The organism is Bradyrhizobium nitroreducens, from assembly GCF_002776695.1.
Classification (GTDB): Bacteria; Pseudomonadota; Alphaproteobacteria; order Rhizobiales; family Xanthobacteraceae; genus Bradyrhizobium; species Bradyrhizobium nitroreducens.
Genome location: NZ_LFJC01000003.1, coordinates 599,651 through 623,457 on the forward strand (window position 1 = coordinate 599,651; position 23,807 = coordinate 623,457).

General features: G+C 65.8%; 24 protein-coding genes and 1 pseudogene. 15 read left to right on the plus strand and 10 right to left on the minus strand.

The annotated features are described in order from the left end of the window. Positions 1 to 173: 173 nt before the first annotated feature. The 4 genes from TSA1_RS03105 (at position 174) to TSA1_RS03120 (ending at position 3,273) form a co-directional block, all read left to right on the plus strand. Positions 174 to 353 (plus strand): hypothetical protein, encoded by a 180-nt coding sequence (locus tag TSA1_RS03105; protein ID WP_100175056.1) that lies wholly within the window; start codon positions 174 to 176, stop codon positions 351 to 353. Positions 354 to 587: 234 nt separating this feature from the next. After that, entirely contained in the window at positions 588 to 1,262 is a 675-nt protein-coding gene (locus tag TSA1_RS03110) for an FABP family protein (RefSeq protein WP_100175057.1), read from the plus strand. 22 nt (positions 1,263 to 1,284) lie between these two features. Next, the gene (locus tag TSA1_RS03115) at positions 1,285 to 1,992 is read left to right on the plus strand and encodes a RibD family protein (RefSeq protein WP_100175058.1); all 708 of its coding nucleotides are present in this window, start codon (positions 1,285 to 1,287) and stop codon (positions 1,990 to 1,992) included. A 9-nt stretch (positions 1,993 to 2,001) separates the two neighbouring features. After that, a complete protein-coding gene (locus TSA1_RS03120) occupies positions 2,002 to 3,273 on the plus strand; it encodes a flavin monoamine oxidase family protein (RefSeq protein WP_100175059.1) in 1,272 nt (423 codons plus the stop codon). 31 nt (positions 3,274 to 3,304) lie between these two features. Here the strand turns inward: TSA1_RS03120 and TSA1_RS03125 are convergent, their stop codons facing one another. After that, on the minus strand, positions 3,305 to 3,625 hold the full coding sequence (locus tag TSA1_RS03125) for a hypothetical protein (RefSeq protein WP_174718725.1): 321 nt from the start codon (positions 3,623 to 3,625) through the stop codon (positions 3,305 to 3,307). Here TSA1_RS03125 and TSA1_RS39255 point away from each other — a divergent pair. Beyond that, the gene (locus TSA1_RS39255; RefSeq protein WP_174718726.1) at positions 3,624 to 3,806 is read left to right on the plus strand and encodes a hypothetical protein; all 183 of its coding nucleotides are present in this window, start codon (positions 3,624 to 3,626) and stop codon (positions 3,804 to 3,806) included. The two genes, TSA1_RS03125 and TSA1_RS39255, sit on opposite strands and share 2 nt — an antisense overlap. Here TSA1_RS39255 and TSA1_RS03130 read toward each other — a convergent pair. Both TSA1_RS03130 and TSA1_RS03135 read right to left on the minus strand, forming a co-directional pair. Further along, the gene (locus TSA1_RS03130) at positions 3,789 to 4,358 is read right to left on the minus strand and encodes a cysteine hydrolase family protein (RefSeq protein ID WP_100175061.1); all 570 of its coding nucleotides are present in this window, start codon (positions 4,356 to 4,358) and stop codon (positions 3,789 to 3,791) included. The genes TSA1_RS39255 and TSA1_RS03130 overlap by 18 nt on opposite strands. Positions 4,359 to 4,520: 162 nt before the next feature. Beyond that, the gene (locus TSA1_RS03135; protein WP_100175062.1) at positions 4,521 to 4,868 is read right to left on the minus strand and encodes a DUF3088 domain-containing protein; all 348 of its coding nucleotides are present in this window, start codon (positions 4,866 to 4,868) and stop codon (positions 4,521 to 4,523) included. A 112-nt stretch (positions 4,869 to 4,980) separates the two neighbouring features. Here TSA1_RS03135 and TSA1_RS03140 point away from each other — a divergent pair, with 112 nt between their 5' ends. Both TSA1_RS03140 and TSA1_RS03145 read left to right on the plus strand, forming a co-directional pair. After that, positions 4,981 to 6,807 (plus strand): AMP-dependent synthetase/ligase, encoded by a 1,827-nt coding sequence (locus tag TSA1_RS03140; protein WP_174719267.1) that lies wholly within the window; start codon positions 4,981 to 4,983, stop codon positions 6,805 to 6,807. A gap of 64 nt (positions 6,808 to 6,871) precedes the next feature. Further along, positions 6,872 to 8,461: pseudogene (locus tag TSA1_RS03145) on the plus strand (oleate hydratase); the annotation flags it as partial. Between the two features lie 3 nt (positions 8,462 to 8,464). Here the strand turns inward: TSA1_RS03145 and TSA1_RS03150 are convergent. From TSA1_RS03150 to TSA1_RS03165, 4 genes are all read right to left on the minus strand, one after another. Next, complete coding sequence (locus tag TSA1_RS03150) at positions 8,465 to 9,073, minus strand: hypothetical protein (protein WP_100175065.1); 609 nt, start codon at positions 9,071 to 9,073, stop codon at positions 8,465 to 8,467. 151 nt (positions 9,074 to 9,224) lie between these two features. After that, a complete protein-coding gene (locus TSA1_RS03155; protein WP_100175066.1) occupies positions 9,225 to 10,538 on the minus strand; it encodes a tetratricopeptide repeat protein in 1,314 nt (437 codons plus the stop codon). A 17-nt stretch (positions 10,539 to 10,555) separates the two neighbouring features. Then, on the minus strand, positions 10,556 to 11,578 hold the full coding sequence (locus TSA1_RS03160; protein ID WP_100180943.1) for an aldo/keto reductase: 1,023 nt from the start codon (positions 11,576 to 11,578) through the stop codon (positions 10,556 to 10,558). Between the two features lie 134 nt (positions 11,579 to 11,712). Next, positions 11,713 to 12,138, minus strand: coding sequence for a PaaI family thioesterase (locus TSA1_RS03165; RefSeq protein WP_174718727.1), 426 nt, complete (start codon positions 12,136 to 12,138; stop codon positions 11,713 to 11,715). A gap of 71 nt (positions 12,139 to 12,209) precedes the next feature. On the opposite strand from TSA1_RS03165, the gene TSA1_RS03170 reads away from it, so the two are divergent. Together TSA1_RS03170 and TSA1_RS03175 are read left to right on the plus strand one after the other, a co-directional pair. Then, positions 12,210 to 12,836: an NUDIX hydrolase gene (locus tag TSA1_RS03170; RefSeq protein WP_174718728.1), complete on the plus strand. Its 627-nt coding sequence runs from the start codon at positions 12,210 to 12,212 to the stop codon at positions 12,834 to 12,836. 53 nt (positions 12,837 to 12,889) lie between these two features. Beyond that, a complete protein-coding gene (locus TSA1_RS03175) occupies positions 12,890 to 14,104 on the plus strand; it encodes a hypothetical protein (protein WP_100175069.1) in 1,215 nt (404 codons plus the stop codon). Between the two features lie 175 nt (positions 14,105 to 14,279). Here TSA1_RS03175 and TSA1_RS03180 read toward each other — a convergent pair whose 3' ends face one another. Next, the gene (locus tag TSA1_RS03180) at positions 14,280 to 14,594 is read right to left on the minus strand and encodes a hypothetical protein (RefSeq protein WP_100175070.1); all 315 of its coding nucleotides are present in this window, start codon (positions 14,592 to 14,594) and stop codon (positions 14,280 to 14,282) included. A 195-nt stretch (positions 14,595 to 14,789) separates the two neighbouring features. On the opposite strand from TSA1_RS03180, the gene TSA1_RS03185 reads away from it, so the two are divergent. The 5 genes from TSA1_RS03185 to TSA1_RS03205 all read left to right on the plus strand — a co-directional run bounded on the left by TSA1_RS03185 (position 14,790) and on the right by TSA1_RS03205 (position 20,099). Beyond that, a complete protein-coding gene (locus TSA1_RS03185; RefSeq protein WP_174718729.1) occupies positions 14,790 to 15,269 on the plus strand; it encodes a hypothetical protein in 480 nt (159 codons plus the stop codon). A gap of 375 nt (positions 15,270 to 15,644) precedes the next feature. Beyond that, positions 15,645 to 16,592, plus strand: a complete 948-nt coding sequence (locus tag TSA1_RS03190; protein WP_100175072.1) for a TAXI family TRAP transporter solute-binding subunit — start codon at positions 15,645 to 15,647, stop codon at positions 16,590 to 16,592. A gap of 112 nt (positions 16,593 to 16,704) precedes the next feature. Next, on the plus strand, positions 16,705 to 18,822 hold the full coding sequence (locus TSA1_RS03195) for a TRAP transporter permease (protein ID WP_100175073.1): 2,118 nt from the start codon (positions 16,705 to 16,707) through the stop codon (positions 18,820 to 18,822). Next, entirely contained in the window at positions 18,783 to 19,196 is a 414-nt protein-coding gene (locus TSA1_RS03200; protein ID WP_100175074.1) for a DUF1850 domain-containing protein, read from the plus strand. Before TSA1_RS03195 ends, TSA1_RS03200 begins: the two co-directional genes overlap by 40 nt. Before the next feature lie 96 nt (positions 19,197 to 19,292). Continuing rightward, positions 19,293 to 20,099: an SDR family NAD(P)-dependent oxidoreductase gene (locus TSA1_RS03205; protein WP_100175075.1), complete on the plus strand. Its 807-nt coding sequence runs from the start codon at positions 19,293 to 19,295 to the stop codon at positions 20,097 to 20,099. Between the two features lie 190 nt (positions 20,100 to 20,289). On the opposite strand, the gene TSA1_RS03210 is transcribed toward TSA1_RS03205, so the two are convergent. Next, the gene (locus tag TSA1_RS03210) at positions 20,290 to 21,060 is read right to left on the minus strand and encodes a hypothetical protein (RefSeq protein ID WP_100175076.1); all 771 of its coding nucleotides are present in this window, start codon (positions 21,058 to 21,060) and stop codon (positions 20,290 to 20,292) included. Between the two features lie 225 nt (positions 21,061 to 21,285). Beyond that, on the minus strand, positions 21,286 to 22,830 hold the full coding sequence (locus tag TSA1_RS03215) for a cation:proton antiporter (RefSeq protein WP_100175077.1): 1,545 nt from the start codon (positions 22,828 to 22,830) through the stop codon (positions 21,286 to 21,288). Between the two features lie 126 nt (positions 22,831 to 22,956). Here TSA1_RS03215 and TSA1_RS03220 point away from each other — a divergent pair, with 126 nt between their 5' ends. After that, positions 22,957 to 23,721, plus strand: a complete 765-nt coding sequence (locus tag TSA1_RS03220) for a tetratricopeptide repeat protein (RefSeq protein ID WP_100175078.1) — start codon at positions 22,957 to 22,959, stop codon at positions 23,719 to 23,721. Positions 23,722 to 23,807 lie beyond the last annotated feature (86 nt).

The window sequence follows — 23,807 nt, forward strand, 5'->3', positions numbered from 1 at the left end:
TTCGGTCTGTCCGGGCCCGAAGGTGCGGCTGGCCTTTCAAACGATTGGACTACGCGCGGTAGTCAGCGCAACGATAATTGCCACGTGACTCGCGACACATTTCTTCCTCTCGGGGCAACCTAGCTTTGCCGTCGGGTGGTTCGCAGTGATCCACCAGGCAAAGGACAAGACTCATGCGCAATACCATCCTCGTGGCTTTCGCAGCGATCACCCTGGCAAGCGCGGTGGCGCCCGCGAGCGCGCTGACCATCGTGCGCGATCATCGCGATCCGCCCATCGTGCGCGACCATCGCAACCAGACCATCGTCAGGGATCACCGCAATCAACCCGAGGTGCGCGATCATCGCCACTAAACGTGCCGGCGGCGGAGCCGAATCGAACAGGTTCGGCTCCGGTTCGCCTGAGGCAGGTGATCCCGCTTATCCCCTGCGGATGTTACCGCGACACGCAATGCACGATCTTCCCTAAAAGCCCGACAATCGCTCCGCGCACGACGCCGATGTCCATTCGCAATTGTGAGGCCTGAGCACGCGCAAGATTCGCTGCTCCATGCTATGGCTGTTCCCGCAACTTGCTGCGAGGACGCCATGCTGCCCATTCCCGCCGACATCTTCACCGAACCCGAGGACGTCTCGCCCGATGGCCTTGCCAATCTCGGTCCGCTGCGCCGTCTCGCAGGCCGTTGGCAGGCGGACAAGGGCATCGACATCAATCCGAAGGCTGAGGGGCCGGAACGGCGGACCTTCATCGAGCGCATCGGCATGGACCCGATCGATCCGCAGGCCAACGGGCCGCAGCTGTTCTACGGACTGCGCTATCACATCCACATCAACACGCCCGAGGAAGACATCACCTTTCACGATCAGGTCGGCTATTGGCTATGGGAGCCCGCGACCGGGCTGATCATGCAGACGCTGGCGATACCGCGCGGGCAGGTGCTGCTGGCCTCGGGCAAGGCCGCATCCGACGACAAGACGATCTCCGTCACCGCCAAGCGCGGCGACACCGCTTACGGCATCTGCTCGACCGATTTTCTGGAACAGGCCTTCCGCACCGACTCCTACCGCTGCGATATCACCTTCAACGACGACGGCAGCTGGACCTATCTGATCCAGACTGCGTTGTTCGTGCGTGGCGCGCCGTTCAACCATCGCGACACCAACACGCTGCAGCTCGTCGCGCCGCCGACGTCAAATCCGCTTGCGGTGATCGTCGCCGATCGCGCCAAGGGCGACGAGATGAGCAAGGGGCCGGCAGTGTGAAGCGCGGCGTTCGGAGACTAGCATGAAGCCCCATGTCATCTGTCTGATGCACTCCAGCCTCGACGGCCGCACCCACCCCAGCCGCTGGCGCCCCAGGGGGGCGGGGACGGACTGGTTCGAGAAGATCCATGATGAGCTCGGCGGCGATGCCTGGGTGATCGGCCGTGTCACCGGCTCGGAGTTCGCCAAGGGCCAGCCCTATCCCGCGACGGACGTGAAGCTGCCGCGTGAAAACTGGTTCGCGCGGCGCGATGCGAAGACCTATGGCGTCGTGCTCGACGCGCAGGGCAAGATCGGCTGGGGCCGCTCGGACATCGGCGGCGATCCCGTCGTCGTCGTGCTGACCGATAGCGTGCCGGATTCGCATCTTGCAGGGCTCCGGGGCGAGGGCGTGTCCTACATCTTTGCCGGCAAGTCCGAGATCGACCTCGCGCTGACGGTGGACATCCTCAACCGCGAGCTCGGTGTGAAGCGCCTCCTGGTGGAGGGCGGCGGCGTCGCCAATGGCGCGTTCCTGCGCGCCGGTCTCATCGACGAATTCAACCTGATTCTCAGCCCTGCGATCGACGGCGCAACGGGCGCGCCCTTCGTGTTCTCGTCGGCCGACGCGGACAGCGACAAGCGCGCGCCGATTGCGGCGATGACGCTGGAGAGCACGCGCGAGCTCGGCGGCGGTGTCCTGCTGCTGCGCTATCTCATCAGGAACGATCCGCAAGCCGCGAGCCGGTGAAGCGCCGGCATGTCGGTTTCCCCGGAGCATATCGTCATCGTCGGTGCCGGCGCGGCCGGCCTGATGGCGGCGCGCGAGCTGGCACTTGCTGGCCGGAGAGCTACGGTCATGGAGGCGCGCACGCGCTGTGGCGGCCGCATCCACCCGCTGCCGGTTGAAGAGTTCGGCTATCCCGCCGCGGGCGGCGCCGAATTCGTCCATGGCGAGGCGCCGGTCACGCGCGGATTGCTGCGCGAGGCCGGACTGTCCCTTCAGGAGATCGAAGGCGAGCAGTGGAGCTTCGACGGGACGGGGCTCTCGCGCGAAGAACGCGACGATCCCCACGAGGCCGAGCTTCAAGCCTTGCTGCGGAATTTGAAGGACGATCTCCCCGTCGCCGAATTCCTGCGCCGGCATTTTGCCGGTGAGGACTATGCGCCGATGCGCCATTCGATCGAGCGCATGGTCGAGGGCTATGACGCGGCGGACCCCGAGCGCGCCTCGACGCTGGCGCTGGCCGAGGAATGGATGGACGGCGGGCACGCGCCGCAGGCGCGCATCGATGGCGGCTATGGCGCGCTGATCGATTTTCTGGCCGCCGACTGCCGCCGGCGGGGCGTGACAATTCATCTCGGCTGCATGGTGACGGGGGTCGAGGAGCACGGCCACATGCCGGCCGTTCGCTGCACCGGCGGTGACGTGCATGGTTGCGACCGCGTGATCCTCACCGTGCCGCTGCCGCTGCTGCGCGAGATCGCTCTGCCGGCGAGCGCGCGCGCCAAGCTTGCCGCTGCCGACGATATCGGCTTCGGCAATGTCATCAAGATCCTGCTGCGCTTCGCGAAGCCATGGTGGCGCGAGCGGCAACAGGATCTCGCGGGCATGACCTTCCTGCTGTCCGATCAGAGGATCCCGGTGTGGTGGACGCAATATCCGCGCGAGCATGCCGTGCTCACAGGCTGGTTCGGCGGCCCTGGTACGGTGGAGCTAAATAGCCTCGATCGGCAGGGATTGATCGAGGCCGGGCTCGGCTCGCTCGCCGCGGTCTTCGGCCTGTCGCATGGAGATGTCGCGCGCCAGCTCGTGGCGGCCGAGGCGATCAATTGGGCGCACGATCCCTTTGCCCGCGGCGCCTATTCGTGGGCGACGCCGCGGACGCGTGCGGCGCAGGCGGTTCTCGCGCGGGCCGATGGGATGGTGCTGTACGCGGGCGAAGCGCTCTATCGCGGCCCCGACATCGGCACGGTGGAGGCGGCATTGGCCAGCGGCCGGGAGACGGCCGCGATGATCCTCCGGGAATGAAAGAGGCCCGCATCTCTGCGGGCCTCATGTCTCACCAGCGTCCGCCGCCGAAGCTGAAGGTCACGCCGGGGCCACCGCCGTAATATCCGTACGGGCCGCCGCCGTAATAGCCGTGATGCCGCGGGTAATAGCCGTAGTTGCGGTAGTGCGGACGGTAGTAGCCGTGATGGTGGTGACGAGGACGCCAGTGATGATGACGGTGTCCATGATGGTGCCGGTGCTGCGCGCTGATGTCGGTCGATTGGCCCGCTGGCGCGTTCTGCTTCGCGCTTGAACTGCCGGCCGCGTTTGCCGCCGATCCGCCGGCGAGCGCCGCGGCTCCGACCGCCATCGCGACAATGAGATACTTCATGTCATCACTCCAGTTGAATGTCGTGGGACAACACATGGGCGTCGGCAGCGTTCCGGCCAGTGCGGGCGTCGAAACGACGCAGCGCGCGGCGTACGATTCGCGGCAAATGATGCTGCGTCGTGAGGTCTATTGTCGCATCACCGGTGTGATTGCATTGCCGCCATCACTTGGCCGCGAATGACGCGATCACCTCGCCGGCGGTAACGATGCGCGCGAACTCGCCGTTGAGATTCGACAGCGTCATCGCATGGATCTCCTCGGCCGAGTGCTTGTCGCCGTCGGGGCCGATGCGCTCGAACGTCCATGTCGCATCGCGTACGAGGCGCGCGTCGAAGCCGAGATTGCCGGCCATCCGCGTCGTCGTCTCCACGCAATGATTGGTGGTGGCGCCGCAGATCACGACCGTGCCGATGTTGCCTGCGCGCAGGCGCTCCTCGAGGTCGGTGCCGATGAAGGCGCTGTTGACGCGCTTGACGATCACCGTCTCGCCCGGCTGCTCACGCGCCTCGTCCTTGACGGCATAGCCGGGACGCGATGGCAGGAACGATGAATTCGGCTTGGTGCCTTCATGGCGAATATGAAAGATCGGCGCGCCGCGCGTCCTGAACGCCTGCAGCAGATCGGCGATCCGCGCCACCGCATCGGGATTGTTGCGCCGCTTTCCCGCCGTCTCCCATTCGTCGAACGCGCGCTGGACGTCGATGACGATGAGGGCGGGAAGAGGAGTGGTCATGGAAGGGCTTTCGCTTGGTCTGTTGGGCCGACTATGCGGAGCAGTCGGCAAAGCGCAATGCCGATCTTCCCTCGTTTTGCGACCTGTCGCCCGGATGAGCGAAGCGATATCCGGGACGATTGTCCCGCATGTCGCTGCGCTCATGCGGGCTCCGAGCCTCTCTCACGGGTGCGGATCGGGAAAGCCGTGGCGTTCGGAGAGTGCGGCGAGGATCGCGTCCTTGTCGGCGACGAAGGCGCGGCCCTCGTGGCTGCCGGTCTGGTGCGGCGATGTCGCTCCCTCCGCCAGCACCAGCAGCGGCAGCGATTGGTTCTGTTCACCGACCAGCGGGATCACCGGCTGCCGCGGGCGCGGCCACGGGATGCGCTCGACGTCGAGCCTTGCGGCGAGCTGAGGAAACGAGGCCAGCACGCCCTCGATCAGTGCGCAATGCCAGCAATAGAACAGGCGCCCCGGAAAGGCCGGGTCCTCGAAACCCGGGCGCAGCAGAAACAGCCGGTCGCGCGTCATGGGTCGCTCCAAAGCATGGCCACCTTGCTGAGGATCAAAGCGGCGGGAACTGGCCGGCCTAGTGTCGACGCCCCACATGGGTGGGGAATCGATCGAGTTGCGAAAGGACGCCATGCCGGAGCCGATCAGTCAACCGGACCCGCTTGCCGAGGTGAGGACGTTGCCGGAGTTGCTGCGCTGGCGCGTCAACGCGACGCCGGCGGCAGAGGCTTACCGGCATTACGACGCGGGTGCAAAGCGCTGGGTCGGCCAGTCCTGGCGGGAGATCGATGCCGAATTCGAGCTGTGGCGGCGGGCGCTGGCCGCGGAGAACTTCGCGCCCGGCGAGCGCGTCGCAATCCTGATGCCGAACGGCATCGCGCATATCGCGATGGACCAGGCGGCGCTGTCGCGCGGCCTGGTCCCGGTGCCGATGCACGCCGTCGACAACCCCGACAGCATCGCCTACGTCCTCGTCGATTCCGGTGCGCTGCTCTTGTTCGTCGACACGCTGGAGCGCTGGCAGGCGATCGTGGCGACCGGCCAGCCGCTCGACCATCTCAAGCGTGTCGTCTGCGCGGATGCGGGCGGGCTCATCACGCCGGATGCGCGCATCGTCGGGCTCGACCATTGGCTCGCGCAGGCCCCCGGCGCGAGCGCGCCGCTGCCTGATGTCGCGATCGAGCCGGACGATCTCGCCGCCATCGTCTACACCTCGGGCACCACCGGACGGCCGAAGGGCGTGATGCTGTCGCATGGCAACGTCGTCGCGAATGTGAAGGCGATCGCGAACCGCATCGCCGCCGCACCGCACGACGTCTTCCTGTCCTTCCTGCCGCTCTCGCACACCTTCGAGCGCACCGGCGGCTATTACTATCCGATCGCGGCCGGGGCCTGCGTCGCCTATGCCCGCTCGGTGCCGCAGCTCTCGGAGGACCTGAAGCATGTGCGGCCGACGGTGCTGGTCTCGGTGCCCAGGATCTACGAGCGCATCTACGCGCTGATCATGCAGCACCGCGCATCGGCCGGATTTGTCGAGCGCGCGCTGCTCGACCTCACGATCGCCGTCGGCGGGCGCCGTTTCGATGCGCGGCAGCGGCATGGCGCGCCGTCGCTGCCCGACCGGCTGGTCTGGCCGATCCTCGAGCGCCTCGTCGCGGACAAGGTGCTGGCGCAGCTCGGCGGCCGCCTGCGTGTTGCGGTGTCCGGCGGCGCGCCGATCGCCGAGCCGGTCATCCGGCTGTTCCTTGCGCTCGGGCTCGACGTCCTCCAGGGCTATGGGATGACGGAGACCTCGCCGGTGGTCTCGGTCAACACCGTCGACGACAACGATCCGCACTCGGTCGGCCACGTCCTCGACGGCGTCGAGGTCAGGCTGGGCGACAACGACGAATTGCTGGTGCGCGGTCCCAGCGTGATGATCGGCTACTGGCACAAGCCGGACGAGACGCGCCGCGTCAAGGACGCCGACGGCTGGCTGCACACCGGCGACCAGGCCCGCATCGAGGACGGGCGGATCACCATCACCGGCCGCATCAAGGACATCCTGGTCACCTCGACCGGCGAGAAGATCGCGCCGGTGGATCTCGAGACCGCGATCCTCGCCGATCCCCTGTTCGAGCAGGCGCTGGTGGTCGGCGAGCAGCGGCCCTTCCTCTCCGCGCTGGTCGTGCTCAATGCCAAGGCCTGGGTCGAGGAGAAGGAAAGGCTGGCTGCGCGCGGCCAGCAAGGCGGCGCCGCGGAGCGGGCCGCGCTGCTGGCGCGAATAGCGGCGGCCGTGAAGGCCTATCCGTCCTACGCGACACCGCGTGCGGTGTGGTGGACGCTGGATCCGTGGACCATTGCCGCGGGCCTGCTCACGCCGACGCTGAAGAACAAGCGGCCCGCGCTCGAACGCCGCTTCGCGGACGAGATCGAGCACATCTATGCGAAGAAGCCTGCGGCGATAACGCCGACGTGATTTCGCCTTGGGTCGCGCTTGATCCAGCGCAACTTGGGTCAGGGCCTCGCGATGCAATGTCGCCCGTGAATTCGAACGGCAATCGAGGCAAGTCATGAAGGCGTATTTCATCGGTGGTGGCATCGGATCGCTGGCGGGCGCGGCGTTCCTGGTTCGCGATGCGCAACTGCCGGGGCGTGACATCGTGATCTACGAGGCGCAGCCGCTGGTCGGCGGCAGCCTCGACGGCGCACTGCTCGCGAACGGGGCCTATTCACTGCGCGGCGGGCGCATGTTGACCACCGACCACTACGAATGCACCTGGGATCTGCTCTCCAGCATTCCCTCGCTCGAACGTCCGGGCCTCAGCGTCCGCGACGAAACCATCGCGTTCAACGCAGAAAATCCCGCGCACTCCAAGGCGCGGCTGGTCGATCGCAACCGCTTCAAGGTCGACGTCTCGCATATGGGTTTTTCCGCGCGTGACCGGCTCGAACTGCTGAAGCTCACTGAGGCCTCGGAGGAGACGCTCGGCAATAGCCGCATCACCGACTGGCTGTCGCCGAAATTCTTCGAGTCCAATTTCTGGTACATGTGGCAGACCACCTTCGCCTTCCAGCCCTGGCACAGCGCGGTCGAGCTGAAGCGTTATCTGCATCGCTTCATGAGCGAATTTCCGCGCATCGAGACTCTCGCCGGGGTCAAGCGCACCGTCTACAATCAGTATGACGCGATCGTGCAGCCGCTCACCGACTGGCTGAAGCGGCAGGGCGTACAGTTCGTGCGCGGCACGCGCGTCACCGACATGGCGCTCGAGAGCGAGGAGGGGCGCGTGCGGGTGCGCCAGCTCGTGCTCGACCGCGACGGCCGCACGGCCAATGTCCGGCTCGAGGACGGCGACCTCGTGTTCTTCCAGAACGGCTCGATGACCGACGCCTCGAGCCTGGGCTCGATGACCGAGCCGCCGCCGCGCCTGACCAAGAAGGACAGTCAGGGCTGGACGTTGTGGGAGACGATCGCGCAAGGACGTCCAGAATTCGGCAATCCCGCCGCCTTCAACTCATCGATCCCCGAATCCTATTGGCTCTCCTTCACCGTCACTTGCCGCGATCCGCTGTTCTTCGACCGGATGGAGGCGTTCTCCGGCAACAGGGCCGGCACCGGCGGGCTGGTCACGTTCAAGGATTCCAACTGGCTGATGTCGGTCGTGCTCTATCACCAGCCGCATTTCGCCGGACAGCCGAAGAACGTGCAGGTGTTCTGGGGCTATGCGCTGCATCCCGACCGCGTCGGCAATTTCGTCGCCAAGCCGATGTCCGATTGCGGCGGCGCCGATATCCTGAAGGAGCTGTGCGGACATTTGAACTTCGATCCCGCGGTGTTCGCGGACGCGATCTGCGTTCCCTGCCGCATGCCCTACATCACCAGCATGTTCATGCCGCGCAATTTGACTGATCGGCCACTGCCGGTGCCGAAGAACTCGGTGAATCTCGCCTTCGTCAGCCAGTTCGTCGAGATCCCCGACGACGTGGTGTTCACCGTCGAATATTCGGTGCGGGCGGCGCAGATGGCGGTCTATCAGCTGATGAAGATCGATCGCCCGGTGCCGCCGATCACGCGGCATGACAAGTCGCTCGCGGTGATCTTCGCGACTCTGGAGAAGGCGTTCGCGTGACGGCTACTTGAACGGATCCTGGATCGAGGGTGACGATTGCCGGATGCGGCGCACGCTCACCGGCGTACCGTCGGAGACGAACAGCAGTTCGTATTGACGGCCTTCGTTGTCGGTCGCCGAGCAGGTCACGTCGTTCACCTTCCTGGCAGCGAAGTTTCCAGTCTGGCGGCAGCGGCCGGTGGAGATCTGCTCGGCCGGCACGGGCAGGCCGTCGACCTTGGGGCGGTCCTTGGAGTTGAGCAGCATGCGGTCGATCGACAGCTCGTAGGAATTATCGTCGGCGCGCTTGCCGTTCTCGCCGGAGAACGACACGACGTGGTTGGCGTCGGAGGGGTCGTCGACTGCGACCGCGAAATTGACCCGGCCCTTGTCGCCGTGGGCGTAGGCCACCGTCTTGCAGGCAAAGGAGCGGCCGGCGACCTTGAAGGTCTTGCAGTGGCCGGACATCAGCGCGAGCAGGTCGATATAGGAATTCTGCAGGACTTGCCGATTGTCGACCCGAGCCGGGCCCAAAGTTTCGGCGAAACAAGGGCTTGCGACGGCAGCAAAGGCCGTGCTCAGCACCAGCGCGGCGACCTGCGGCTGTCTGCAGACGCGCGTCGGGAATCTCATCGCCGAGATTGAACCGCAAATTGATTGCGATCGCGTTTGTCCTGCAAGCTTTCTCTGGAATACCACCGCGCCACCCCGACGGCGATTCGCCCCGATCGCCAAGCGTCTGCCAGGCACATGCCGTCAGGCCGGTGTTTTTTTCGTGGCAGCGCTAGCCCGTCGCCGCCTGCCAGCGCGTATCGCGAAGGGAGGGCCGGCGGTGCAGGCGGGCGTCCAGCACGGCACGGGCGCGGACGAGCTCGCCGCTGCGCATGAGGGCGACGATATAGGTGTCCTCGACCAGCTCGCGCTGGGCGTGGCTTCCGCCGATCCGCACGACCTCGGTGAGAACAGGCGCCAGCGTTTGCGCGCAGGCTGCGTAATCCTCATCCGCAAAGGCCGCCAGCGCGCGGAAGATCGCGGGGACCACGGGGCCGGCCGGCAGCTTGCCCTCGGCGAGGCGCTGCTCGATGGTTGCAAGCCGCGCGCCGAGCGCCGCGTGGTTTTGCGTCGCCGCCGCGAACAGCGCCATGTGAACGTCGGCGAACGACAGGCTCGCTTTCGGAAATAACTGCTGCGCGGCGGCTTCGGCTTCCAGCCACAGCGCCTTCGGTACGGAATGGCCGTAAGCCGACAGGCGCCACAGCAGCGAGGCGGCGTCGGTGATGAGGTTAAGCGGCGGCGCTTGCGTGACCGACGGTTGGAGCACGTCGGCATAGATCGACAGCGCGCGTGCCGCGTCGCCATGCTCGAGCGCGCCAAGCGCCTGGTGCCAGCGGATATGGCCGTGCAAAATGCCGGCGCGGTCGTAGGAGGGAATCCACGCCTCGACGAGACGGTCGGCCGCCTCGATCGAGCCGTCCTCGAACATCGCATGCAGCACGGCGTGCGCGGCGTGGGCATTGGCCCGGCGGAGGTCGAAGCCGCGTTCGGTGACGGCGCGGCCGCGCGCGACGTCGCCGTTCTCGGTCATGGCCCAGCCGGACATGGTGAGGAACCACCAATCCTCGCCGTAATGCTGTTTGACGCGCTCGCACAGCTCGTGCCGCGCGCGGTCGTGGTCGGCCATGCCGGAGAAGGCGAACAGGCCGAACGCGCCGAGCGGCAGCGACAGCACCATGGCATCGCGCGGCCAGCTCTCGATGTGCTTCAGCGTCGATGCGATCGCCTCCGGCAGACGGCCCTCGATCGCCAGCGCCAGCGTCTCGACATGCGAACGCTCGCGCTCCGTGCCGCGCCTGGCGACCAGCTCGCGCGCGAGCGCTGCCTTGCTTCTTGCGAGATCGCCCTGCTGATAGAAGGCGTGCACGCGGGCGCGGGCGATATGGGGAAGCGCGAAGTCCGGATCGGCTGCGATGGCGCGCTCGAGCGTCTCCGCCATGCCGGTCCAGCCCGCGAGCATGAGGTCGACGCCTTCGCGATAGGCGGCGGCAGCTGCATCGGATGTAGTGGAGAGCGGCAGGCCGTAGCGGTCGTCGTGTGCCATCGTCGTCTCGCGAAGGTTCAGGCCGTCCGGGCGCGGCGGCCTTCGATCGGATACGCCGGGTCGTTGTAGCCCGGCGTCGAGGGATGGCCGGGCACGACCAGCCGGTCGATCAGCGCCTCGTCATCTCCGGTGAAGCGATAGTCGAGTGCGCTGATGTAACCGTCCCACTGCTCCTCGGTGCGAGGGCCGGCGACGATCGAGGAGACGAAGGCGGAGTTGAGCACCCAGGCGACTGCGAACTGGCCGGCGGTGATGCCCTTCTTCTCGGCGTGAAGCTTGATCTCCTGCGCGAGCTGAAGCGATTCCGGCCGCCATTCGGTCTGCATCATGCGGGTGTCGTTGCGGCCGGCGCGCGTCTCCTTGTCGGGGGCGGCATCGGGCTTGTACTTGCCGGTGAGCACGCCGCGCGCCAGCGGGCTGTAGGGCACGATGCCGAGGCCGTAATAGGCGCAGGCCGGGAAGTGCTCGACCTCGGGCATGCGGTTCATGGCGTTGTAATAGGGCTGACTCACCGCGGGCCGGTCGATGCCGAGCCGGTCGCAGATGTTGCAGATCTCGGCGACGCGCCAGGCGCGGTAGTTGGAGACGCCGAAATAGCGCACCTTGCCGGCGCGGATCAGGTCGCCCATCGCGCGCACCGTTTCTTCCAGCGGCGTCGCGTGGTCTTCCTTGTGCAGATAGTAGATGTCGATGTGGTCGGTGCCGAGTCGCCTCAGGCTCTCGTCGGCGGCCTGCAGCACCCAGCGCCGCGACAGGCCGACGCGATTGGGATCGTCGCCCATCCCAGTGTTCATGGGATTGGCGAGCTTGGTCGCGAGCACCCAGGCATTGCGATCGCTGGCGATGGCGCGGCCGACGACCTCTTCGGATGCACCCTTCGAATAGGCATCCGCCGTGTCGATGAAGTTGATGCCGGCGCCGCGCGCCTTGTCGATGATGCGCTTGGACGTAGTTTCATCGGTCGGTCCGCCGAACATCATGCTGCCCAGACAGATCGGCGACACTTTAAGGCCGCTGCGGCCGAGCTGACGGTATTGCATGGGCGGGTCCTCGATGCTTTTGGCTGGTGCAAGCATAGCCGCCCAGTTCCGTCATTGCGAGCGCAGCGACTTGTCCGCCATACTCAAAACTGTCATCGTCCGCGAAGGCGGACGTGTGGCGGGGCGCCGAGCCGCTACCCCGGCCCCTTCAGAATTTTGAACACACCGTTCGCCATCACGATGCAGCGGTCATCCACCGTCACTTCCGTGCTCATGAAGATCAGGCTGCGGGTCGAGCGCACGACGCGGGGGCGGGAGATCAGGATGTCGCCGATCTGGCCGGCTTCGACGAAATGGGTGTCGAGCTGCACCGTCGCCATGTACTCCTTGCCGGAGGTGTAGCGGGCGGTCATGCCGCAGGTGCGGTCGGCGAAGGTCATCATCACGCCGCCCTGGACCATGCCGCGGCGGTTGTGGTGCTTGTCTTCGGTCGCGAGCGCGAATTCGTAATGGCCGTCGACCTTGCGCTCCCACAGGGGACCGACGAGGTGCATGAAGCCGGTGGTCTCGAGGATGCTCCAGCCCTCCGATTTGAGCCTTGCGGCGGCCTTGCTCGTCATCTTTCCGTCCATTCCTGCAACGCGTCTCTCTCCTCGTTTCATCAGATGCAGTCCTGGTGTAGTCAAGCATCATGAGACCTTTCGGCGATGCCACCAGACGGAATATCGAAGCCGCCTGCGCGTCCTTCGCGCGGCTGCCTGACGCGGCCGAACCGTCGGCGCTGAAGCGCGCGGCGGTGGTGCTGGCGCTGACCGAATCCAGTGACGGCGACGACACGGCCTTCCTGCTCACAAGGCGCGCATCGAGCTTGCGCTCGCATCGCGGACAATGGGCATTGCCCGGCGGACGCTGCGATGCCGGCGAGACGCCGGTCGAAGCGGCGCTGCGCGAGCTGGACGAAGAGCTAGCGCTCAAGCTCTCGGCCGAGGCGGTGCTCGGCCTGCTCGACGATTATCCGACCCGCTCGGGCTATCTGATCACGCCGGTCGTGGTGTGGGCGGCCGACAGCGCCGCGATCACGCCGAATCCGGACGAGGTCGCCTCCGTCCATCGCATTGCGCTCGACACGATCGAGCGCGACGAGGCCTTCGATTTCACCGCGATCCCCGAAAGCAGCCGCCGTGTGATCCGCTTCCATCACCGGATGAGTCTGATCCACGCGCCGACGGCGGCCCTGATCTACCAGTTCCGCGAGGTGCTGGCGGGGCGGCACACCCGCGTCACCGAGCTGGAACAGCCTGTATTCGCCTGGAAATGATGGTAAACGGCGCGTTAACGTGACGGTTACCGGATGCCTGCTAAGAGAGCGGCATGCATCGATCGATTCGAAACAAATTGGCGCTGGTTCCACTCGCGCTCGTCCTGATCACGCCGTCCGCGCGCGGCGGCGAGGCCGACGCGCTGCCGCCGGCCATTCGCAATGCCAACGCCCAGCTGCCGTCGCAGTTCTTCGCGCAGGGTGGGGCTTCGCCAGCCGTGCTCGAATATCGCCGCAAGCTCGCGGAATACCAGGCGGCGCGCGCGGCTTTCGACGCCGAGGCTGGCGCCTATTGGAGCCAGATCTCCGAGAAGCGGAAAGGCCGCAACGCCAAGCGGCGCAGCGGGCAGCAGATCACGCTCGATGACTACGTGCTGGAGCATCCGCCGCTCTACAACGGGCCGAAGAAGCCGGTGAATCCGGAGCCGGAGGAAACGCCGGACCGGCCGCCCCGCAAACCGATCCCCGTCGTCTCCGACTTCCTGCGCGCGGCGCAGGAGCTCTATCAGTTCACGCCGCAGCGCCCGTCCAGCGAGGTCGAGTTCAAGCGCGCCTATGCGCGCTACGCGCTCGCCTCCGGGCTGACGCGCGAGCAGGCCGTGCGGGTCTATTCGTTCGAGACCGGCGGCACCGGCAGCCATGACGTGCAGGCGGGCATCGAGCATGGCGGCAAGCGCGCGATCTCGACCGCGATGGGCTACAACCAGCTCCTGACCACCAACAGCGTCGAGTTGCTGGCCGAGCAGGGCCACGAGCTCATCCGCGCGCTGTCCGAGAAGGTGGCGCGTACGTCAGGACCGGCGCGGCAGGCGCTCGAGCACAAGCTCGTCGTGCTCAAGAAAATGGTGGCGCATGCGAAGTCGGTGCCCGACACCTGGTCGGAGCACGAGAAGATCGGCAACACCGCGCAGGGCTGGGCCATGCACGCGATGGTGCTCGACATCGACGTCGGTCCGATGCTGCAGACCCACAAGCTGCTGACCTCGGTGCTGTTCGCCCGCGCCAAGGGCTACACCCGTCCGCTCACCGCGGCGGAGCTCGAGATGATGAACCTCACCGGCGACGGCACCGGGCTCGACATGGTGACGATGCCGCAGGCGATGCGCGAGCAGGTGCCGACCTCGAACTTCTTCCAGCGCGGCGGCTATGAGCGCAACCCCGTCGCGATCCGCCACAACACGGTGGCCAAGCTGCTGGCGGTGACGGACGACCGGATGGATGCGAACAGCGCCAAACCCGGCGCAAGGGAATTGGCGGCGGCGTTTTGAAAACACGCTATCTTTTCACCTCTCCCCGCTTGCGGGGAGAGGTCGGATTGCATCGAAGATGCAATCCGGGTGAGGGGGTACAGGTCCCTCTGCCATCTCATACGCGGAGAGAGGCCCCTCACCCCAACCCTCTCCCCGTAAGAACGGGGCGAGGGAGCGCACCGTCATCGCGCCCCTACTGATCCGGCCCGAATTTGAACTTGCCGTCGCCTTCCAGATACGGGCCGCTGCGCATGTAGAGCTGGCCGTTGTGGCCGATGAAGAACAGCGTGCCCCGCGGCACCTTCTTGGCGCCCTTCAAGAGCTCGCCGGCGTTGCTGGTGCCCATCTTGTAGGAAAAGGTCTTGCCGTCCTTGTCATAGGCGTAGCCCGTGTCGGGCTTGAGCTCCCACGGCGTTGCCGGGGCTTGCGCGAAAGCGGGCACGGCGAAGGCGCCGAGCGCTACGAGTGCAGCCGAAACAAGTGCAAATGCCTTCGTTGAAAATGCCATGATCCCATCCTCCCCTTCGCTGGGGCATCAGGCTTGAACAAATCACGAACGGCATATCAGGGTCAATTTGCGAAAGCGCCGCAGCGCATCACGTCTTGCCCAGCAGTTTGTGATTTTCTCCTCGTCCCCTCGCGACTATGTTCCGCTTTCCGTCTAGAACGCAACTCGACAAAATTATGGGTAGGGATGATTCGGATGCGCCGTGTGATTAAACTCTGCTGGGCCGCTGCATTGTCGTTGACGGCGCTGGCGCCGGCCGCCCGGGCCGACGACTACCAGCTCAGCCACAACCAGCGCATTTCGTGCAGCCGCGGGCTTGCCCCGGGCAAGCTGAACACGGCGACCTGCAAGTCCTACACCTATCTCTTCAACACCAGGACCTCGGAATATTTCCGCTGCCAGGTTTCGCTGGCGCTGACCCGCGACAACAAGGAAGTCATCAACGTCCAGACCGACGGCGGCTGCACCAAGAAGCCGCGCATCTTCGAGGCCGACGGCCATTACGATTTCGACGCCACCGAGACCGAGCCGCCGAACACCAACTCGTTCTTCGGGCCCGGCGGCTATTCGATCTGGGCGGCCGACGTCACCGCGCAGAAGGTGCGCGGCTGCATCATCATCTCCTCCGGCCTCGGCTCCGACATCTCCAAGTGCCTGGACATGACGTTCCAGTGAGGGCTTGCCAGTGAGGGCTTGCCAGTGAGGGAGCGCTCGATCGCCACTGCGTAGACGGTGCGCTCCCTCCCCCGCTTGCGGGTGAGGGTTGGGGAGAGGGTGTCTCCGCATCGGGACAATCCCTGGAGGAGAAAACCCTCACTCGCGCCTTCGGCGCGACCTCTCCCGCACGCCGGAGAGGTGACCGAGCTTGCGGCGCGAGCTATTGCCCCTCACGCCAAGTCCATGCTGCGCCACGTCGCCGCAGCCGCCGGGTTCCCGAAATAATCGAGCCCGGAACGGCCGTTTCCCGCAGTTCTGTTTTGTCTATTGGATGGGTTGACCCGCCTCCCTCATCCAGCCAATTTCGCCGCCGGTTTGGGGAGAACAACAACCATGAAACGGACCATTATCGGCGCGGCCGCGGCCCTTGCCCTGGCGGCGTCGGCACCTTGCGCGCAGGCGCAATCCTTCATCAACGTGCTGACCGGCGGCACCTCGGGCGTCTATTATCCGCTCGGCGTCGCGATCGGGAAGATCTACGGCGACAAGATTCCGAACGTGAAGACGCAGGTGCAGGCCACCAAGGCGTCGGTCGAGAATTTGATCCTGCTGCAGCAGGGCCGCGGCGAGCTGGCGTTCACGCTGGGCGACTCGCTGAAAGCGGCCTGGGACGGCGAGGAGGAAGCCGGCTTCAAGACCAAGCTCGACAAGCTCCGCACCATCGGCGCGATCTACCCGAACTACATCCAGATCGTCGCCACCACCGAGTCCGGCATCAAGACGCTGGCCGATCTCAAGGGCAAGAGCCTGTCGGTCGGTGCGCCGAAATCGGGCACGGAGCTGAATTCGCGCGCGATCCTGGCCGCCGCCGGCATGAGCTACAAGGACCTCGGCAAGGTCGAATATCTGCCGTTCGCCGAATCCGTCGACCTCATGAAGAACCGCCAGCTCGCAGCGACGCTGCAATCGGCCGGCCTCGGCGTCGCATCGCTGAAGGACCTGTCGACCTCGAGCCCGATCACGGTGGTGTCGGTGCCGAAGGAGACCGTCGACAAGATCGGCCCGCCCTTCGTCTCCGCGATCATTCCGGCCAACACCTATACCGGCCAGGACAAGGACGTGCCGACCGCGGCCGTGATCAACTATCTCGTCACCAGTTCCGCGGTGTCGGACGATCTCGCCTATCAGATGACCAAGCTGGTCTACGAGTCGCTGCCGGAATTGCAGAATGCGCACGCGGCCGGCAAGGAGATCAAGCTCGAGACCGCCGCCACGGGCAGCCCGGTTCCGCTGCATCCCGGCGCGATCCGCTATTACAAGGAAAAAGGGCTGATCAAGTAGGACGGGTGTCATGGCCGGGCTTGACCCGGCCATCCATCCTCCATGATTGATCTTTCGATGGATGCCCGGGTCAAGCCCGGGCATGACGATTTCAGGGCGCGGGGATATATCGATGTCGCAGGCAGAGGCCATTGAAGCTGCGCCCGACAAGATCAAGGTCGAGTTCGACAATTTCGAGCACGGTTTTCCGGAAGGCTTCGGCCCGGGCCGGTGGGGCGCGCTCGCCTATTGGATCGGCATCGCCTTCGCCACCTTCCAGCTCTATGTCGCCGCCTTCAACTATCTGCCGAGCCAGGTGGTGCGCGGCGTCCATGTCGGCTTCCTGGTCCTGCTCACCTTCGGCCTGATCGCCAACTTCACCGCAAGGAGCAACGCCGGCCGCGCACTCGGCTGGGTGATCGGCGGCGCCGGCTTCTTCTGCGGGCTCTACCAGTGGATCTTCTACGCCGATTTGATCGCGCGCGACGGCGACCCGACGCGGCTCGATCTCGTGGTCGGCACGCTGCTGGCGGTGCTGATCTTCGAGGGCACGCGGCGCCTGATGGGCGCGGCGCTGCCGCTGATGTGCGGGGCCTGCCTCGTCTACTGGTTCTTCGGCCAGTATCTGCCGTCGCCGCTCAACCATCGCGGCTATGATTTCGATCAGATCGTCACGCATCTGTCGTTCGGCACCGAAGGCTTCTACGGCGTGCCGATCTACGTCTCGGCGACCTACATCTTCCTGTTCATCCTGTTCGGCTCGTTCCTGGAGCGCGCCGGCATGATCCAGCTCTTCACCGACGTCTCGCTGGGCCTGTTCGGCCGCACCCGCGGCGGACCCGCCAAGGTCGCGGTGTTCGCCTCGGGGATGATGGGCACGATCTCCGGCTCGGGAGTCGCCAACGTCGTCACCGTCGGCCAGTTCACGATTCCCCTGATGATCAGGTTCGGCTATCGCCGCGCGTTTGCTGCCGGCGTCGAGGCCACGGCGTCGATGGGCGGGCAGATCATGCCGCCGGTGATGGGCGCGGTCGCCTTCATCATGGCCGAGACGCTCGGCGTGCAATATTCGGAGATCGTCAAGGCGGCGGCGATCCCGGCGATCCTCTATTTCGCCTCGGCCTTCTGGATGGTGCACCTCGAAGCCGGCAAGCACGGCCTCGTCGGCATGAAGCGCTCGGAGATCCCGAGCGCCTGGAAGGCGCTGGTGACGCGCTGGTATCTCGTGCTGCCGCTCGCTGCGCTGGTCTACATGCTGTTCGAAGGCTTTACGCCGCTCTATGCCGGCAGCATGGGCCTGGCCCTGACCGTGGCGCTGATCCTGGGGACCGCCATCACGACGGGCGCATCCTCGAACGTGATCCGCATCATCTTCTGGGTCGGGCTCGCGCTGGTCGTTGCAGCGTTGTCGCGTGACGGCCTCAAGATCGTGCCGGTCGCGAGCGTCGTCGTCGGGCTGATCTTGATCACGGCTTTCGTGCGCGGCGGGTTCAAGGCCTTGCGCGAGTGCCGCGACGCGTTGGCCGAGAGCGCCAAATCCGCCATCACCGTCGGCATGGCCTGCGCCATCGTCGGCGTCATCATCGGCATGATGTCGCAGACCGGCGTCGGCACCATCTTCGGCGGCTGGGTGATCGGGCTCGGCGAGAAGAGCCTGTTCCTGGCGCTGATCATGACCATGCTGCTGTCGATCCTGCTCGGCACCGGCATTCCGACCATCCCGACCTACATCATCACCGCCGCGCTCGCCGCGCCGGCGCTGGCCAAGCTCGGGGTGCCGCTGATCGCGAGCCACATGTTCGCGTTCTATTACGGCATCATGGCCGATCTCTCGCCGCCGGTGGCGCTGGCCGCGCTCGCGGCGGCGCCGATCGCGAAGGAGAATCCGGACAAGATCGGCTGGGAGGCGATGCGCATCGCGCTTGCCGGCTACGTCATCCCCTTCATCTTCGTCTATTCGCCGGCCTTGATGCTGCAAGCCGGCGATCCCATGGCGGCCAGGCTCGGCTTCTACGGCGCCGTGGCGCTGGCGAGCGTGAAGGCACTGGTCGCGATCGCATTGTTCGGCATGGTCGCGATCGGATTCCTGTTCACGAAGCTGACGCTGATCGAGCGCCTGGTCGCGCTCGGCGCCGCGTTCTGCCTGCTCGGCGATTTCCAGTTCAGCGACACCGCGGGCTTCGTGCTCGCTGCGGCGCTCGTGTTGTGGCAATGGCGGCAGCGCCCGCCGGCGCCGGTCGAGGCGGTGTGAGCCTCTGTTTCGCAACGGCCGCCGGCGTGAAGACGCTGGCGCTGTCCGCGTTCACGCTGGTGTGGACGCATTCGATCGCGAAGGTCGACTGGCAGGAGGATTGGCGCGTCACGCCCGATGGCCTCGAACTGGTGCAGGCTCGCGTCAAGGGCACCGGCCCCGGCATGGAGCCGCCGCCCGAGGCACGGCTCGTCGACGGCTGGTTTCAGTGGCAGCCGAAGCGTGCGCCGATGCAGGAGGTCGTGCTCGGCAATTCGGGTGCGGCCGGGGAATGGCGGCTGTGCCATGAGGGAAGCTGCCAGACGCTGTCGGAGATTGTCGGGCATCCGATCGGGGCTAACGTCACCACGATGAAGGTCTGCAAAGATCCGTAGCCCGCATGGAGCGAAGCGCAATGCGGGAGGGTGATCCCGGATTACGCTGGCGCTCCATCCGGGCTACAAAAAGAGCAACAACACGGGAGACACGCGATGGATCGGCTCAAAGGCAAGGTTGCAATGGTGGTGGGCGCCGGCTCGATCGGGCCGGGCTGGGGCAACGGCAAGGCGACCGCCGTGACCTTTGCGCGTGAGGGCGCGCAGGTGTTTTGTGTCGACCGTAACGGCACTGCTGCCGAGGAGACCGCGAAGATCATCACCGGCGAGGGCGGCAAGGCCACGGCGTTCACGGCCGACGTGTCCCGCGCGAGCGAGATCGAGGCGATGGTGGCGGCGTGCCTGAAGGCCTATGGTCGCATCGACGTGCTCGACAACAATGTCGGCATCGCCGAGATGGGCAGCGTGGTCGAGGTGACCGAGGAAAGCTGGGACCGCGTCTTCTCGGTCAACCTCAAGAGCGCCTATTTCGCCATGAAGCACGTCATCCCCGTCATGGTGAAGCAAGGCGGCGGTTCGATCATCAACATCTCCTCGATCGCCTCGATCCGCCACATGGGCATCTCCTACGTCACCTACGGCACCTCGAAGGCCGCGATGAACCAGATGACGCGCACCACGGCGATCGAGTTCGCGCGCCATCATGTGCGGGTGAATGCGATCCTGCCCGGCCTGATGAAGACGCCGATGGTCGAGCACTCCGCCGGCCTCGCCGCCAGCTACGCCAAGGGCGACGTGGAAGCGATGTGGCGCGCCCGCGACGCGCAGGTGCCGATGGGCCATATGGGCGATGCCTTCGACGTCGCCAACGCCGCGCTGTTTCTGGCGTCGGACGAGTCGAAATATGTGACGGGGATCGAGCTGGTGGTCGACGGCGGGATCACGTGCAAGGCGGGGGCGTAGCTTCAATCTCCGCTGTCGTCCCGGGGCGCGCAGAGCGCGAACCCGGGACCCATAACCACAGGCTGCAGTTGTCTTGTTAAACGGTAACTCCGAGGCCTCGTAACCACATCTGCCTGTGGTTATTGGCGCTTCGCCCCAGTCAACGCTGCGCGTTGTCTGGGGCTTCGCTTTTCCGAGACGACAGCGGTGGCTACTGCGCCAGCGCCAATATCCCGCCGGCGAACGCATGCCACGCGGCCGTCTCGCTGACCGGCCAGTTCAGCACCTTCACTGCCAGCAGCGCCAGCGTGCCATAGATGTAGACCGGGTGCACGCGGCCCTCGGTGCGCCAGTCGCGCACCATGGCGACGACGAGCAGAAGGGACGCGACGACGGCCGGCGCGATCGTCACCGGCACCGGCGGCGGGCCGGGCGGTCCGGGAGGGGCGAGGAAGGTCAGGAACCAGCGCGCGATCGCGGCATCGAGGATCGAGACCGCGGCCAGCAGCATCAGCCGCTTGTGGATCTCGGGCTTGCGCGTGTTCACGATTGCCAGCACGAACACGATGGCGAAGAATGCGATCCCGCTCATCGGCACGATCGAGAAACCGATGCCGGCCTCTTTCTGCCCGAGTGCTGCGGAATGCTGCATCACGTGTACCGAGGCGAGAAAGCCGAAGATCGTCATCGCAGTCGCAAGCGAGACGCCGGCAATGCCGAGCGAGCGGTGATTGACTATGCGGCCCGAGGCCGCGAGCCAGGTCTGGAGCACGAAATAGAGCGACCAGGTGAAGAACAAGAATCCGTGAAAATGAATCACGGGACTTGCGGACAACGTCCGGTGGGCGAGCGGCATCCAATAGGTCGGTGCGAAACCGAGAAAGGCCGTGGCAGCGCAGGCCAGGGCCATGTGGAGATAAAAATATCGTGCAGGCGACGCATCACGCGCGCGTACACGACGGTCGTCGGTCAGGGTCGTCATCAGGAGTGAGTCTGGGAAGATGGCGTTTGGTTCAACGCCCGCTTCCGCCACCGCTGTCGTCCCGGACAAGCGTAAGCGCAGATCCGGGACCTATAACCACAGGACGTGGTTGTGACGCCCGCTGCCCACTCCGAGTCTTCGTCAAACACAATTTCGTGCATATGGGTCCCGGATCTGCGTGCGCCTGAGAGCGCGCTTGTCCGGGACGACAGAGAAATTGTTACCTCATCCCCCCGCGCTCAATTCTGCGCGATCGAGCTCCTCCTCGAGCCGGTGAAACGCATCGTCGCCGATCACCTCGGTGGCGCGCAGTGAGATGATCGATTTCCGCGCGGCCTCGATGGCGCGGCGGCGCAGCGGATCGGCGGGCAGTTCGCCATTGGCGATGCCGCCCCTGGGATCGTTCTCGGCCTGCATCAGGATGGCGCGATATTCGAGCCGCAGGATCTCGGCCTCCTCCGACGGATCGCTCTCGATCGCGTCCAGCGCGGCGCGATAGGCGACGGCGCGCGCGTGCGCGACCTCGGTGCCGACGGGATCGTCGTCCCTGAGGCCGAACGCCAGGATCAGCGGCCGCAGCGTCAGGCCCTGGATCACCAGCGATCCCAGCACCACGGCAAAGGCGATGAAGACGATGAAGTCGCGATAGGGAAAATTCTCCGGCAGCGCGAAGGCGGTGGCGAGCGTGACGAGGCCGCGCATGCCGCACCAGGAGATGATGAGGCCGCCCTTGGGCGAGGCGACGGCCTTGGGGTCCTTCGGATGATAGATCCCCTGCGCGACCAGCACGCGCAAGGTCGCGCGGTAGAACGTCACCCAGAGCAGCCGGACCAGCACCACGGTGAGCAGGATCCAGGCCGCGGCCACGCAATATTCCCAGCGCACGTCCGCGTCCAGCCGCGTCCAGATCGGCCGCATCTGCATGCCGATCAGCATGAAGGCGAGCACGTTGAGCACGAACACCATGGTCTCCCAGACCGCATAGGACGGCACCCGCAGCCGCGCCGGCATGCGCATCCCCGCCGAGCGCGCCATCGTCATGGCATAGACCACGATGGTGAGGATGCCGGAGAGGCCGAGATGCTCGGCGGCGATCCAGACCATGAAGGTGGTGGCGAACTGCACGATGATCGCGCTCGGAGCTTCCCTCACCCGCTCCATCATCAGCGGAATGATGTGGCCCGCGACCAGGCCGGCGACGATGCTGCCGACCAGGGCGAGCGCCATGGTCGGCGCGACCTGGCTCCATGTCAGATGCTCGGTCGCGACCGCGCCGACCGCGATGCGATAGATCAGCAGCGCGCTGGCATCGTTGAGCAGGCTTTCGCCCTCCAGCACCTTCACCATGCGGTGGGGCAGCTTGACCTGGCTCAGGATCGCGACCGCGGCGGCCGCATCCGGCGGCGCCACGATGGCGCCGAGCGCGACTGCGGCGGCCCAGGGCATGTCGGGCATCAACCGGTGCGCGACGAAGGCGACGCCGGCCGTGGTCAGGCCGACCGCGGCGACGACCAGGGTCGAGACTGGAACCCAATTGTTGCGCAGATCGCGCAGCGAGGTGTCGAACGCGGCATCGAGCAGGACCGGTGCGACAAAAAGGGCCAGTGCCAGGTCGGGCTCTAGCGTCCAGGACGGGCTCGACGGCACGAAGGCGATCAGCGCGCCGCCGATGGCGAGAAAGGTCGGGTAGGGGACCTTGATCCGCCGCGCCAGCGCCGATAAGCCAACCGCGCCGAGCAGAAGCACGATGATCCATTCGAATGTCGACACGTTGATCCCCGAAACCGATGTGAGCGGCGCTACTAGCTAGCACCAATCCGGCCGTATGATGGATAGTACGGTCCCGAGGCAAAACGTAAGGCGAGCCCGAAAGCAAGGCGTCCGACTGCAACGAACATGCGTTTTCAAAAACTCTTCCAACCGTCAGCCGCCGCGTTGCTTTGTGCGCTCTCGCTCGCCGCTGCCCAGGCCGCGACCGGCGGCGAGCCGGCTGCAGTGATCCAGGTCGATGTCGCACCGTGCCTGGCGGCGACCGCGGCCGACGATTTGGACAAGGCCGCCACGGCCTGTGCGGCCGTGATCGACAATGAGAAGACGGCGAAGGGAGATCTGGTCAAGGCGCTGATCGCGCGCGCGGCGCTCTATGCCCGGCACGACCAGATCGACCGCGCCATCGCCGACGACAGCCGCGTCCTGTCGCTCGATCCCGCGTTGGCCGACATCTTCAATGCGCGCGGCGAGCTCTGGCTGAGGAAGGGCGACAAGCCCAAGGCCGTGCAGGATTTCGGCGCGGCGCTGAAGATCGATCCGAACCACGAGAAGGCCAAGGCCAACCACAAGGCAATGGCGCGCGAGATCGAACGGATCGGTGCGCAGATGGCGGTGGCCGGCAAGCCCAGCTTCAATTGCGCGCGCGCGCGCCGTGCGGTGGAGAAGGCGATCTGCGCCAATCGCGAGCTCGCCGATCTCGATCGAGATATCTACGGATCGCATCTGCGCGTCCTCCACGAGGCCCAGAGCCCGGCGGAGGCCCGCAAGATCCAGCGCGAGCAGGACGAGTTTATCGCGCGCAGGAACGCCGGATACGGCCGGCCGGGCTACGACCTGAAGAAGGCGATGCAGGAGCGGCTGCAACAGATCAACGGGGTCGACGGGTATTGAGGGGGCGCCCCGGGAGGGAGGCGATTTGAACCCATCCCAATCCCGCCGCGACAATGGTGAAAACCTGACGTCACGGAGCAGCCTGT